A 13,806-nucleotide genomic window follows, 5' to 3' on the forward strand; every position below is an offset into this window, starting at 1 on the left:
GAACCCTTACAGAAAGGTTCCTGCTGCACTTTTATCGATTTTTCATCCGCGTCCGGATCCGCCGTGCCGTCCGGAGCCGCCGCGCTTGGAATCCATGCACCGTTTGAGATCCGACATTTTTTCGTCGCTGGCCTGTTTAAACCGGGACATCATATCCTCAAAGCTGCCGCCTTCCACCGTGCGCTTCTGCCACTCATAATTTCCCGGACGTTCCGGGCGCGGCTGACGCGGTGCAGGACGGAACTCTCTTCTCGGCGGCGGATCCATTGCCTTCTTAATCGAAAGGCTGATTTTTCCGTCTTCGCTGATTGAAAGCACCTTGACCTTGACCATCTGGCCTTCTTTCACATGATCCCGAATTTCCTTCACGAATACCGGCGCAATTTCCGAAATATGAACCATTCCCGTTTTGTTTCCGGGCAGCTCTACAAACGCGCCAAATTTTGTAATACCAGTCACTTTTCCTTCGACGATTGCCCCAACTTCAAACTGCATAGAGTCCTGTTTTCCTCCTTAAATTCCCATTTGCGTACTATTTGCCGGAAATATTGATAAAAATCCGCTCTCCGGGCTTCGCGTAATCCAGTTTTTCCCGTGCGATCTGTTCGATATAATCGTCGTCTCCGGATTCCAAATCCGCACCGGATGTCTGATTGGTAATTTCCTTGATCATAATTTGCTGTTGCAAATTTTCCAGTTCCGTCTGTTTCTGATTGATTTGGATCTGTAGACCGATCAAGGTTGCCACCACATAAATCAAAAAGGCAATCAGTGAGATTCGCAGCAATGCACTCCGCTTCAATTTTCTTTTTTTGACTTCTTCCATCGTTCAGGAGCACCTTCCTTTCGCCAAACGATTCTTCTGCAGCAACCGCCATTCAAGCCGTCTCTTTGCAAAACAGCGTCCGAATTGCGCTTTGTGCCGCAGCCGTTTGTACCCAGAATACCACGTTCCTCCCGCTTTTTTTAAGACTTTTTGAGGTATTGACATGATGATTATACAATAACCGCTCTACACTTTTCAAGGCTTTTTTTGCGAAGAATGTGATTTTTGCGCACATTCTCTTGATTTTTGTATTTTTTGGCCGACCTGCTTAAAGATTCTTGTAAAAAACTGGCAAACGGGACTGAAAATTCGCCGTTTCCAAAAGGTATCCACCGCACGCAAAATACGCAGTAGCAGACGGGCAAGACGAATGGTAATTTCCCCCAGTGTCAAAAAGTACGCACACATGCCGAGTCCTTCGCCGGCCAGCAGATAAAACCGAAGGATTCCGCTGTTTGTTGCAAGCGAAACCAAAAAAGTCACCACTGCTGAAACCGAAAAGAATAGGAGATCCTGCAAAAACACAGATCGGCGGCGCGGGTGCAAGAGCGCCCGGGAAATCCGAAACACATCATAAAAAAGCGCAAGCAGAACTCCCGCCACACAGGCCAGCAGAAATCCCGCCGCAGGATCCGAATAAACCGTCTCCAACCGAGGATCCTCCTACCTGAAAATTCTTGAAAAGACCGAGCCCGTGGGCTGCGGTTCCGAATAGGCCATGGAGACAATCTCCCCTGCCAGGGTCAGTTCCCCGCTTTCCACGCTCAGTTTATTGATTTTCAGATCCTTTCCCCGGATTACCAGCTCGCCATAATCGGTATACGCCACAACGACCTGATCGTCAAAGCTATCCACATTGGAAACGCCTGTCGCCGTAAGCGCCTGCCGGTTCTCCAAAATCAGCGTATGCGGAACTCTTACCGCCTTTTTCTCTTCCGCCATTGTTCCTGCCTCCCAAACCTGATTCAATTGCAGCACGGAATACTTCCATACGTCTACTGCCATTGTATGCAGGTCCGGAGCGTGCATATGTTAGTTTTCGGATAAAATCCGATACATGTCTGCGGCCTCTTCTTTCCGGACATGCTCACTTAAAGAAAGAACCTCCGCTTTCAGCGTCCGGCTGCCGAACTGCAATTCGAGCACATCGCCCACTTTGACATCATAAGATGGTTTGGCCGGTTTTCCGTTTACCATCACCTTTCCGGCGCCGCACGCATCATTCGCTACCGTCCGGCGCTTAATCATCCGGGAGACCTTTAAATATTTATCCAGTCGCATTCTATTTTCCTTTCTATATGCTATTGTGTCATCGGCAAGCCGCATTTCGTCCCTACCGTGCCTTCCCGTCCGCAATCCAGTTTCTGCAATTTGAGAGATCGCATCGCCCAAACCGGAAGGAAACTTCCGCAAATATGCGTCTGCACAAGCACAAACAGAAAATAAATGCGTCAGCCGATCGTCCTGATACAAAAAAGGGGCAACGGGGAAATTACCCACCGTCGCCGCCTTTTAAAAATCTTGCCTGCTTATTTGCTTACCGCGTCTTTGAACGCCTTACCAGCCTTAAATGCCGGAGAATTCGACGCTGCAATGGTCATCGGCTCATTGGTTCTGGGATCGCGCCCCTGACGCTCGCTGCGGTGACGAACCTCGAACGTGCCAAATCCAACGATCTGAACCTTTTCATCCTTTGCCAGACTTTCCATAATAGAATCAAAAACAGCATTCACAACGCTGTCAGCTTCTTTCTTCGAAACAGCCGTTTTCTGTGCAACCATTGCAATCAATTCGGTCTTATTCATTTTGAGTTCCTCCATCTTCCTTTTTTCATTGTTTATGATTCACCGACCATTGCCGGGAACTTCCTTTTCTTTCTGCGCAGTTTCCGCTTTTGCTGCCTCCCAAAGCTTGTCCAGTTCTTCTTCGGAAAGCCCTTCCAGCTTTTTTCCGGAAAGGATCGCCTTCTGCTCTGCACGATCAAACCGATCAATAAATTTTTCGCAGGAAGCAAACAGCGCTTCTTCCGGATCCACCCGCAAATGACGGGCCACGTTGACGACCGAGAAAAGCAGATCTCCGATCTCTTCTTTGCAGCGCTCCTGGGTTTCACTTTTCGCTGCCCCGCGCACCTCCGAAAGTTCTTCCGAGACTTTTTCAAGCGCCGCTTCGACGTTTTGGAAGTCGTATCCGGATTTCGCAGCCTTTTTCTGCACCTTTTCACTGCGCATAAGTGCCGGAAGCGCAGGAGAAACGCTGTGCAGAACTTCTGTCTGCGTTTTTTGAGACTTGGACGCCTTTTTAATCGCATCCCAATTCCGGAGGACATCCTCTGTGCCCGATACTTCTACATCGCCGAACACATGCGGATGACGCAGCACCAGTTTTTTCGCCAGTCCGTCCACAACGTCTGAAAAGTCGAATACACCGGCTTCTGCTTCCATCTGTGCATGCAGAAGCACCTGTAAAAGCACATCGCCAAGTTCTTCGCAAAGCAGGGTGTTGTTTTCCGTATCGATAGCTTCCAGCGCCTCATAGGTCTCTTCAATAAAATTCGCGCGAATGCTCTTGTGCGTCTGTTCACGATCCCACGGACATCCGCCCGGCGCACGAAGGATTCGGACAATTTCCAACAGATCTTCTGTCCCGTATTTTTCTTTTCGAACAAACCCCATATCCGACATTCCTTCTCCAAAGACGTGTATAGATATATTACCCTATCCAATGGTGTTTTTCAAGTACTTTTGCAATTTTTTGTCCTTTCGGAAGCATTAAGACATCGTCTTTTGAAATCGCTTTGAACAACACCAGGGCAATCACATAAACCACGCATGCAAACAGAATTGCCGCCAGCGTCAAATATTTCTCATACCCAGGCAAAACCCGGACGCCAAGCGTATACGATCCCCACGCAGCCGCAGCACACAGCACCGCCGCGAGGAGCGGTTTTAAAAAGACAGAGACCATATTGGGAACAATATGTGTAATTTTGCACAGGCAAACAACCGCCGCCACCGCTGCAAACGCATAGCACACCAGGGTTCCGACGCCTGCACCGAGGACGTTAATTTCCGGAATTCCGGAAAGCACATATGTCACAACCATTTTCACCAGCAAACCGACACAGAGAATCTTTACCGGCAGATCGACCCGGCCAACCGCCTGCAGCATACTGTTGAGCGGTGTTCCAAGCGACGCAAAAATCGCAGCGATTCCCATGATAATCAAAATCATCGCCGTAATTTCCACTGCGCCGCGATCTCCGTAAATCAATTTAGAGATCGGAAATGCCAGCGCGCTCATTCCGAGACCCGCCGGAATGCTGAACAGTGCGGTAATCCGAATGACCGCCTCCATGCTGGACTTGATTTCCCCGGGTTCTCCCCGCGTCCAGGCTGCTGTCATGCTTGGCAGCGCGCTGATTCCAAATGCCTGCGTAATCGACGGCACCAGCATATAGAGCGTCAGTGCATTGGTATAGCATCCGTAGAGCAAATTCGGAATCGTATCCGGAACCTCCAGGTTCCGCTGCGGAATCAGGCCTTCGTACATCGCATACATGGCTCCAGGCGCAGTGTCCACAATATTTTTAATCCGCGTCTGCAGGAAGGTCGTATCAATCAGACCTGCAATATTGATGGCAATCGCGCCGATTCCGATCGGAACCGCCGTTTTGATCAGGATCCTGGCCGTTCTTCCTACCGTTTTCGGTCTGGGCGATTCTTTAATTTGCGCAAGCCTCAGGCCGTCTCCACGCACCTTGTGGTAAATAAACAGATAGAAAAAGCTTAAAAACGAGCCAAAGGTAACGCCAAAAATCGCGCCCGCAGCAGCAAACGGGAACATCAGCGCTTTGGCATCTTCTATGGTCGGCGTCCCGCCGGACGCAGCTGAAACGGCAATGCCGAACACGGTACCGGAAGCAGAAAATTCACGCTGTCCGGTTTCCAGGATCAAATACGCCGCAGTCAGACCGAGCGCAAGCTTGCCCAGCGCCTCAAACACTTCGGAGATTGCCGTCGGATACATATTTCGGAGGCCCTCATAATATCCGCGGTAAATGGAAGAGAGACAGCTGAACAGTATCGCCGGAGAAAGCGCCAACATCGCATAGAGCGAAAGCGGATTGTTGATGATATTCACATAAATCCGGGCGCCAAAGAACATCACAAGGAATCCGACGCCGCCCGTTACGAGAAAGATCGGGATCGACGCGCGGTGAATTTGCCGAATATCACGAAAATTCCCCTTCGTGTAATTTTCGGACACCATTTTGGAGATTGCAATTGGGAAGCCCGCGGTTGCCAAACTGAAAATCGGGCTGTAAAAATTATACGCTGTGCCGAAATAGCCCATGCCCTCTTCTGTAATAATCCATGTCAGCGGCACCTTAAAGAGCATACCGATCAACTTGACAATCACAATGCTCAGCGTCAGAATCAGCGCACCGTGCAGGAAGCTCTGCTTTTTCGACTGCGCTTGCCGATTTTTGCTTCCGCGAGGCGCAAAATGCTTGGCCTTAGCCATTCAAACACATCCATTCTTTTCGAAGCTCTGCAAATCGGCGCAGGCATCCGAATCTGTTACAAAGAAAAACCAAACGATTTTTGTGGATTCTAATCGAGATCTGTCTCTTTTCCTCTACAAATGAAAAGAGGGGAAGTTTCCCCCTCTTTTTGCTCATTCTTCCGGTTTTTCGTCCAGTGCCGCTCCACAAGCACTGCAGAAAGCTGCATCTTCTGAATTTTCCTTTTTGCAGTTCCCGCACACTTTTTTGTGCCGCATCAGCAAAATCTGGGCATTGACCGCATCAAGCTGTTCATAGAGCTCGTCAATCAGTGCAATGCAGCTTTTCACCGCATCTTCCTCTTGTGCGCCTTCTTTTTTGGCTTGATAGAGAATTCTGCCAAGCTCCTGATATTTCTTATTGATTTCTCCGCTGATATCTGCAGCGTTAATCCGGAGCTTGGAGAGATCCACAAGTTCTCCTGCCTTTTTTCCAACCGCAGTTGCAGCAGATTTGGCATTCACAACAACATCGTCTAAAATTCCCATATTCATTTGCTCCTTCCTAAATTCTGCATGGAAACCACACAGTCTATGTTGATTGGATTTTCAAAGAAAGTCTTTCACCGAACCCAGAAATTGGGGATATCCGCCACGCTGGGTTCCCATGAAAGACGCCTTTTTTAAAGCAAAATACCGTCCGCCGTGCGCCAGCAGGGCGTGACTTTGAGGTTATTATAGCATCAAATCCCCAAAACTTCAACACGACATTCTTCCCTTTTATGAAGGATTCTTGAATTTTTTGCAAATTCATTGCCGATCAGGCGTCCTCCTCTTCAGTTTATGTCCAACTCCCGAAAATCATGCCTCCTGTCCGATGAACTCCCGCAGCAGAGAATTTTCCGGTACCATCGAGGACGGAATCGGTTCAAAGCGCATCAGGCGCGCTTCCAGATCCCGGGCCTTCCGGAACCAACGGCTATCCGGGGAAATTGCACGCAAAATGGGAATTGCCGCCCCGCGAAGCACGCACGGCTCATACATGTGAATAGAGTTGATCGTAATATCGCTTGTGTGGCGATACGGCCGAATGTACCGATCTTCGCCGCTGACCACTGTGCTCCACATCCCGAGCGTCTGTTCGGTCGACGCATTTCGTGTCGCATAATCCCGCACAATTCTGCGAATCAGCCGAAGATCCATCGGAGAAATGACCGTCCCGTTGGCATCCTTGATGCCCTGTTTGATGCTGACATAGATTTTCATAACCTGTTTTTCCGGCAAGCAACGGGTAAAAACTGGATTTAACGAATGGATCCCCTCCACTACGGCAACGCTGTCATCGCCAAGGACAATCTCCCGGGTTTCCGGTGCAGGTTCATGTTTCATAAAGTCAAACTGTGGAATTTCACATCGTTTTTCTTCCATCAGACACCGCAGGCAATCTTCCACCCGCTCAATATCCAGCGCCTCGACCGCTTCATAATCAAAACTGCCGTCCGGCAGGACCGGCGCGAGTCCCTCTCCGCGATAAAAATCGTCGAGAGAAATCGAAACCGCATGGATGCCCATTTCTTCCAAAACACCAATCAGCCGGTGTGCCGTCGTGGTTTTTCCGCTGCTGCTCGGCCCGGAAAGCATCACGATCCGGCATTCCTTACGATTGGCCGCAATGGTATGAGCCGCCGCAGCGAGATCTTCTGCAAACGCAAATTCCAGCTCATCAATCATTTTCTGCGGAAAATGCAGCGCCGCATCATTGATCTGCTCGAGATGGCTGACGTATTTCCGGTAACTGTTGCCGAAACTGTTCATAAAGCGTTTTCACCCGATCCTTTCTGGCCATCATTTCCGCATGCCGGGAAACATATTCGTAAGAATACTTGAAATTAAAAATCCGTTCCAAACGGTCGGAATACGGATCCTTGATTTTGGACACCGCACCTGCGCCGCATGCAAGGATTGTATGACATTCCTCCATGGTATAGACATTATAATGTCCTTCAAACCCCGGCTTGGCCCATCCGGTATTTTCAAGATTGCCCGCCGTGCGGCTCTGCCGGTAAAGATAATACGGCCGGTAGCCGGCCTCCGAGAGCATCTGATCCGCACAGCGAATCATGCGTTCTGCTGCCGCACGATCCCGATGGAACGAGCGGATCTCTTCCTCCTGCATCATCTTTGCCGCATGCTTGAGCGCCAGCGCATGAACCGTAATATTTTCCGGCGCCATCGAAATCACTTCCTGCAGCGTTTTCGCAAAACTCTCCGGCGTATCGCCCGGCAATCCGGCAATCAAATCCATGTTGATGGAGAAAAATCCCACTCCACGTGCGAGACGGTAGGCATCCCTTACCGCCTGCACGGTGTGTTTCCGGCCGATATTCCGCAGCACAGTTTCATTCATCGTTTGTGGATTGATGCTGATCCGATCGGCGCCATGCTGTCGAATCGTCTGCAGTTTTTCCAGCGTAATGGTATCCGGACGTCCTGCTTCCACCGTAAATTCCCGGCATGCAGAAAGGTCAAACGCATTCCGGACAGTATCAATCAGAGAGGCAAGCGCTTCAGCGTCCAGCGTTGTCGGCGTTCCGCCTCCGATATAGACCGATTCCAGGCGCAGCGAAAGCGCATTCGCAATTTCCGCCGTATGCAGAATTTCCTGACAAAGCAGCTTTACATATTCCGGGATCAGGCGCGCCGAGCGTTCTACCGTCTGCGAAACGAAAGAGCAATAGGAACACCGGGTCGGACAAAATGGAATCGAAATGTACAGGCTGAAAGACCGTGCATCGGTCTCTTGCAGAACAGGAAGCTCCCCTTCCATTGTCCGCTGTGCAATCCGGATTTTCTCCTCTGATACCAGCAGCTTCTCCCGGAACCATTTTTGCGCCTGTGATTCTCCGCGTTCTGCGCAAAGCTGCCGGTACAGCTTCACCGGGTGGATGCCTGTCAAAATTCCCCAGGCAGGCGTCTCTCCGGTTACAGTCTGCAAAACGCGAAACAGCGCCACGCCGAGTTTTCGCTCCTGCTCTTTTTCCGTGGCAGAAAGCGTACCGAAAGTCTGCTCCTTCTGTTCTCTGCCGTCCGGCATCCGGATCCGTGCGGAAAAGCTGCGCGCCTCTCCTTGCTGGGAAATCCCGGCATATACAAAGATCCCGTCCACTTCCGTCTCCGGTAATGTTTTGACGGTTGCAATTCGTTCGTAAGGAAAGAACAACCGGCATAAATTCTCCATTTCGTAATGAAAATCGTGTCCTTCAATCCAAAGGGTCAGCATGAAACGTCCCTCAAATACAGATTATTTCTTTTCTCATAAGAAAATGCGCTTTCCTCTCCATGTCCCGGATAAACCCGGAATTCTCCGGAAAGCGCGGCCAGTTTCCGGCAGGATTCCCGCATTGCATATCGATCTCCGCCCGGAAAATCCGTTCTGCCGATGCTTCCGGAAAGCACCGTATCGCCTGTAAAAAGCGCATCATCTGTCAAAAAGCAGCTGCTGCCCGGCGTGTGCCCCGGCGTATGCAGCACAGAAAATGACAATGCACCCACACAAATCTGCTCCCCGTCCCGGAACAGAACATCTGCTGAAAATGCCGGGCAGGGCAGGGCCGGCATCAAAGAGGACAGATTCAGACGGCTTTCCTGCGGAAATGCGCCATCCGCTTCGTGCAGATAAATCTTCGCATGCGTCTGCTCCGCAATTGCCTTGACCGACGCAATATGATCGAAGTGCCCGTGCGTCAAAAGAATCGCCCGGATCTCTTCCGCGTAGGGAAGCACCTTTTCTGCCGCCTCAAATCCGGGATCGATCACCGCGGCCGCTCCGCAGAGATCCCGCACAAGATAGCAATTTTCTCCCATGAAAGGATCGCAAAACCTGGTAATTTCCATAGTTCCTCCTTATGCGCGCCGCACCGAAAGCATTCCGTCAATGGAAGAAAGCTTCTGGATAACCCCCTGCAAATGCTCCGGCCCGTTCACCGTAATCGTCGCGTGGATCACCGCCGTACCGTTTTTGGTCTCTCTGGAATTGAGCGAATGCACAAACAGCCGCAGATTAAAAATCTGCTGTGTGATATCGACAAGCAGCCCCGGACGGTCGTCCGCAACCAGTTCCAAAGTCGACTTAAAGGACGTTTCATGAACTTCTTCCGCCCAATGTGCCTTGACCCAGCGCTCCGGTTCCGCACAGGAAGCAAGATCTGCCGGAACGTTTGAACAGCTGCGCTTGTGAATGGAAACGCCGAATCCGCGGGTAATGAAGCCGATAATTTCATCCCCCGGCAGAGGATTACAGCACCGGGAGAATTTAATCAGACAATTATCCATCCCGTCAATCAGCACGCCGCCGCTTGCACTTTTTTTCGCAGTCTGCGACACGGGCTGCTGCGTTTCTGGCGAAACCGACGCCAACGGTTTCTTATGTTTGGCGTATTCATCCTTCAGGCGCGGCATCAGCTTCCAAAGCTGAATTCCGCCATAGCCGATCGCAGAGTACAGATCATCCAGCGTTGCACAGCTGTGCTTTCGGCCGATGGATTCCAGAAGCGCGGTCATTTCCTCTTCCGAGAAAGAAATCCCGTTGCGCTTGAGTTCTTTCTCCAGCGCTGCCTTGCCTTCGATAATGTTCTCTTCGCGTTTTTCTTTTTTAAACCACTGCCGGATCTTATTGCGCGCACCGCTGGTCTTGACGATATTGAGCCAGTCGCGGCTCGGTCCGTGCGCCTCTTTTGTGGTGATAATCTCGATAATTTCGCCGGTGTGCACCACATAATCGATCGGCACAATGCGTTTATCCACTTTCGCGCCAATCATCCGGTTGCCGACTGCACTGTGAATTGCATAGGCAAAATCGATCACCGTCGCACCGGTCGGAAGGCTGATGACATCCCCCTTCGGCGTAAAGACAAAGACTTCCTCCGGCACGAGATCCATCTTAATATTGCGGACAATATCCGTTGCATCTTCGCTGTCATTTTGATTATCGAGCATCTGCCGAATCCACGCCAAACGCTTCTCCATGGAATCCTCTTTGGAGAGGCCCAGCTTATACTTCCAGTGCGCTGCAATTCCGTATTCTGCCATGTAATGCATCTGCCAGGTCCGGATCTGCACCTCAAACGGGATTCCTTCTTTGCCAATCACCGTTGTGTGAAGCGACTGATACATATTCGGTTTGGGCGTGGAAATATAATCCTTAAAGCGATTGGGCAGCGGCCGGAGCATATCGTGGATGATTCCCAGTACATTGTAGCAGTCGTTTACGGTATCGACAATGACGCGCACCGCGTAAATATCGTAAATTTCCTCCATGCTTTTGCCCTGGATAAACATTTTGCGATAAATTCCGTTGATGCTTTTGACCCGGCCCTCCAGATAGACGTTCGGAACCAATTCCGACACGCGTTCCCGGATCCGATCCTGCACGTTTTGGATAAACTTCATTCCGTCGCGGCTCCGGCTTGCCAGCGCGTTTTCGATCTCCTCATAGGCGATCGGATCGAGGTACCGTAAAGAGAGATCCTCAAGTTCTTCTTTCACCGCACGAATTCCAAGCCGGTGCGCAATCGGCGCGTATACTTCCATGTTTTCTAATGCCTTATCGCGCTGTTTTTGCGGCGGCTGGAACTGGATGGTCCGCATATTATGCAAACGATCGGCCAGTTTGATAATGATCACGCGGATGTCATCCGCCATCGCGATGAGCATCTTGCGGATATTCTCCGCCTGCTGTTCCTCCCGGGAAGAATATGGGATTTTCCCCAGCTTGGTCAGACCGTCAATCAAATTGGCGATGTTGTCCCCAAAGAGCTTGCGGATCTGCTCCAGTGTCCAGGGCGTATCTTCCACAACATCATGCAGAAGTGCCGCTACGACAGATTCCGAGTCCATACCGAGTTCGACAATAATACAGGCGACATTGAGCGGATGGATGATATACGGTTCTCCCGAGAGTCGTTTTTGATCTTTATGAGCAGATTCCGCCAAACGGTACGCGCGGTCAATCAGCGGGAGATCAAACTCCCGCTCACTTTTTTTCATTACGGAAAGCAGCGTTTCATAGGTAATCGCGCTTTTTCCATCCGAACCCTCTTTCATGCATTTCCACCATCCATTGTTAGTTGCTCCAAGTTCCTCAGTACTTTAGAAGCGAATAAGTCTTTCTTTTCTGAGACCGGAAGCAAACGAATTTCAAAAACGACCGTATCGGTCGTCAGCGTAATCAACTGACGTTCTGCAAACGTGTCCAGCGCCACCAGAAATTTTGCAAAGCCCTGCACGCCGCTGCGGCGGTAGAGCAGGAACGCGTCTCCGCTCCATCCTGCTGAACTTTTGAGGAAGCGGTACAACGCTGCAAACAATTCCCGGTTTGGAAGCAATTGCTGCTTTTCCGTCTGCGAAAGCGTTTCACCGCGCCGAAACGCTTCATAGAGACGCCACTGGGAAAGGAGCTGATTCTCCTCTGTTGCGGACGGCCGGATCTCCCGCGCGACAACCGAGAGCGTTTCTTCTCCGCGAAACACCTGCGCATCGATCGTCACAGCCAAATCCACCGTATCGCCAATTGAATACGGAAACGCTTCCGGCGTTACGCCAAAGCGCATACAGGTAACCCGTTTGCCGTTTTTACGCAGAGAAAGCCGCAGGTGTTTTCCGCCGCCAACCGGCGTAATCTCCTCGAGCCGCATTCCATACAGCCCAAAAAGCGGAGAAGGGTTCCCCATTCCGAACGGCTCCAGATACTGCAGCATTTTGGGAAGCTCCACAGAGAGCGCTTCCGGACGCAATTTACAGTCAATCAGCAGCGTCTGCGCCGGCATGTCCATTTTGGCTGCATACGCGTTGACTCGTTCCCGAAACGCAGGAATGTTCTCCGGAAGCATACTGACACCGGCCGCCATCGGATGACCGCCGAATTTTAAAAACAGATCCGAGCAGCTTGAAATCGCATCAAAAAGAGAAAAGCCCTCGATGCTTCTGCCGGAACCCTTGGCAAGCGTTTCCCCGCGGGAAAGAACAACACACGGTTTTCCGAACCGGTCTACAACGCGGGACGCCACAATTCCGATCACGCCCGGATGCCAATCCGCTCCGTCAAGCACCAGCACCCGGTCAAAGAAGCGCTCCGGCGTTTCCTGCAGCTGTACAAGCGCCGCCTTGTAGATCTCGCTTTCGATATCGCGGCGGCTCTGGTTGTCTTCACAAACTTCCTGTGCAAGGTCGTCCGCCTCTTCGGGATCTTCGCACAGCAAGAGACGGACCGCCTTTTCCGGCGCATGCAGCCTTCCTACTGCGTTGATCCGCGGCACCAGTGTAAATGCCACCATTCCTGCGGTTGCGGGCTTTCCCTTTACTGCGGCATGCTCCATCAGCGCATCCAGACCCGGCTTGTCTGTTTGCGCCAAGGCCCGCAGTCCATATTTTACGAGCGTCCGGTTTTCCCCGGTCAGCGGAACGACATCCCCGATGGTCCCAATTGTAGCAATATCCGCATAGTTTTCGAGCAGAAGCGGCAACCCGTCTTCTCCTTCTAGCGCCATCATCAGTTTAAAGGCAACACCCGCGCCTGAAAACTCACGATACGGAGAAGTGCAATCTTCCCGGTGCGGATCGACAACCGCGACTGCCTCTGGAAGCACGCTTTGCGGGCGGTGATGGTCGGTAATCACGACATCCATTCCTAACGAATTCGCTAGTGCCGTCTCTTCTACAGAAGAAATCCCGTTATCCACCGTGATAATCAATCGGACGCCCTGCTCCCGCAAGGCGCGGACGGCGGACAGATTCATTCCGTAGCCTTCCCCTTCCCGATCCGGAATATAAAACAAGACGTCTGCACCGCAAGTCTGCAAATACGAATACAGCATTGCCGTTGCGGTAACGCCGTCTGCATCATAGTCTCCGTAAACCACGATTTTTTCAAAATCGGCAATCGCGCGCTGAATCCGGCTGGCGGCTTTCTCCATATCAGTCATTAAAAACGGATCTGAAAGAGAGCCCTCCTCCATCAGAAGCGCCTGGATGGCATCGTGGCTTTCAAAGCCGCGGATGGAAAGCATCATACTTAGAAAAAACGGAAGGCCTTCCGCTTCCGCCAGCTGCGCTGCCCGTTCCTTATGAAGGGGACGGACGGTCCATTTTTTAATATTCAAACTGCACCAGCCTTTTTGCGCTTAAATTTTCTAAACGGGCATCTGCGCGCTTTCTGCCCCGAAATATGGATCTTGCACCGATCCAAACGAATATTTTTGATTTTAAATTTATAGTCCTGCGATTCCGATGATAGAGCACTTTTCGTTTGGATTGTATCGCGCTCTGCAAGCTGCAACACAGTACAAAACCTGTGCCCCGTCCTTCGGCGTTTTAAAAGGATGTACGTTCTCTAAAAAGAGAATATTCTCAAGCCGCGAAGCGGGACGCTTCGCCCGGGTGGCACAGCCACCCGCCATGCGATAGCATGGGTTTGAGGT

The 13,806-nt window shown here is 51.1% G+C and carries 14 protein-coding genes; all 14 read right to left on the minus strand.

The window, feature by feature from the left end; genetic code table 11:
• Window positions 1–42: 42 nt before the first annotated feature.
• Window positions 43–495, minus strand: a complete 453-nt coding sequence (locus IAG03_RS00990) for a S1 RNA-binding domain-containing protein (protein ID WP_249317801.1) — start codon at window positions 493–495, stop codon at window positions 43–45.
• A gap of 37 nt (window positions 496–532) precedes the next feature.
• The gene (locus IAG03_RS00995) at window positions 533–826 is read right to left on the minus strand and encodes an FtsB family cell division protein (protein WP_249317802.1); all 294 of its coding nucleotides are present in this window, start codon (window positions 824–826) and stop codon (window positions 533–535) included.
• Window positions 827–1,021: 195 nt separating this feature from the next.
• Window positions 1,022–1,477, minus strand: a complete 456-nt coding sequence (gene yabQ / locus IAG03_RS01000; RefSeq protein ID WP_249317803.1) for a spore cortex biosynthesis protein YabQ — start codon at window positions 1,475–1,477, stop codon at window positions 1,022–1,024.
• Between the two features lie 12 nt (window positions 1,478–1,489).
• Window positions 1,490–1,768: a sporulation protein YabP gene (gene yabP, locus IAG03_RS01005; RefSeq protein WP_249317804.1), complete on the minus strand. Its 279-nt coding sequence runs from the start codon at window positions 1,766–1,768 to the stop codon at window positions 1,490–1,492.
• Window positions 1,769–1,858: 90 nt separating this feature from the next.
• Window positions 1,859–2,107, minus strand: a complete 249-nt coding sequence (locus IAG03_RS01010; RefSeq protein ID WP_249317805.1) for an RNA-binding S4 domain-containing protein — start codon at window positions 2,105–2,107, stop codon at window positions 1,859–1,861.
• A gap of 248 nt (window positions 2,108–2,355) precedes the next feature.
• Window positions 2,356–2,631, minus strand: a complete 276-nt coding sequence (locus IAG03_RS01015) for an HU family DNA-binding protein (RefSeq protein WP_249317807.1) — start codon at window positions 2,629–2,631, stop codon at window positions 2,356–2,358.
• A 39-nt stretch (window positions 2,632–2,670) separates the two neighbouring features.
• Window positions 2,671–3,501: a nucleoside triphosphate pyrophosphohydrolase gene (gene mazG / locus IAG03_RS01020; protein ID WP_249317808.1), complete on the minus strand. Its 831-nt coding sequence runs from the start codon at window positions 3,499–3,501 to the stop codon at window positions 2,671–2,673.
• 37 nt (window positions 3,502–3,538) lie between these two features.
• On the minus strand, window positions 3,539–5,353 hold the full coding sequence (locus IAG03_RS01025; RefSeq protein ID WP_249317809.1) for a putative polysaccharide biosynthesis protein: 1,815 nt from the start codon (window positions 5,351–5,353) through the stop codon (window positions 3,539–3,541).
• 153 nt (window positions 5,354–5,506) lie between these two features.
• Window positions 5,507–5,881: a zinc ribbon domain-containing protein gene (locus IAG03_RS01030; RefSeq protein WP_249317811.1), complete on the minus strand. Its 375-nt coding sequence runs from the start codon at window positions 5,879–5,881 to the stop codon at window positions 5,507–5,509.
• A 312-nt stretch (window positions 5,882–6,193) separates the two neighbouring features.
• On the minus strand, window positions 6,194–7,147 hold the full coding sequence (locus IAG03_RS01035; RefSeq protein ID WP_249317812.1) for a uridine kinase family protein: 954 nt from the start codon (window positions 7,145–7,147) through the stop codon (window positions 6,194–6,196).
• Complete coding sequence (gene hemZ / locus IAG03_RS01040; protein ID WP_249317813.1) at window positions 7,089–8,612, minus strand: coproporphyrinogen dehydrogenase HemZ; 1,524 nt, start codon at window positions 8,610–8,612, stop codon at window positions 7,089–7,091. The genes IAG03_RS01035 and hemZ overlap by 59 nt, the downstream gene beginning before the upstream one ends.
• Window positions 8,606–9,226 carry an MBL fold metallo-hydrolase gene (locus tag IAG03_RS01045; RefSeq protein WP_249317814.1) on the minus strand — a complete coding sequence of 207 codons (621 nt, stop codon included), beginning with the start codon at window positions 9,224–9,226 and terminating at the stop codon, window positions 8,606–8,608. Before IAG03_RS01045 ends, hemZ begins: the two co-directional genes overlap by 7 nt.
• A 9-nt stretch (window positions 9,227–9,235) precedes the next feature.
• Window positions 9,236–11,434: a RelA/SpoT family protein gene (locus tag IAG03_RS01050; protein WP_249317815.1), complete on the minus strand. Its 2,199-nt coding sequence runs from the start codon at window positions 11,432–11,434 to the stop codon at window positions 9,236–9,238.
• Window positions 11,431–13,488: a single-stranded-DNA-specific exonuclease RecJ gene (gene recJ / locus IAG03_RS01055; RefSeq protein ID WP_249317816.1), complete on the minus strand. Its 2,058-nt coding sequence runs from the start codon at window positions 13,486–13,488 to the stop codon at window positions 11,431–11,433. The genes IAG03_RS01050 and recJ overlap by 4 nt, the downstream gene beginning before the upstream one ends.
• Window positions 13,489–13,806 lie beyond the last annotated feature (318 nt).

Origin of the sequence: Yeguia hominis (assembly GCF_014384705.1) — a bacterium.
Taxonomy (GTDB): Bacteria; Bacillota; Clostridia; order Oscillospirales; family Acutalibacteraceae; genus Yeguia; species Yeguia hominis.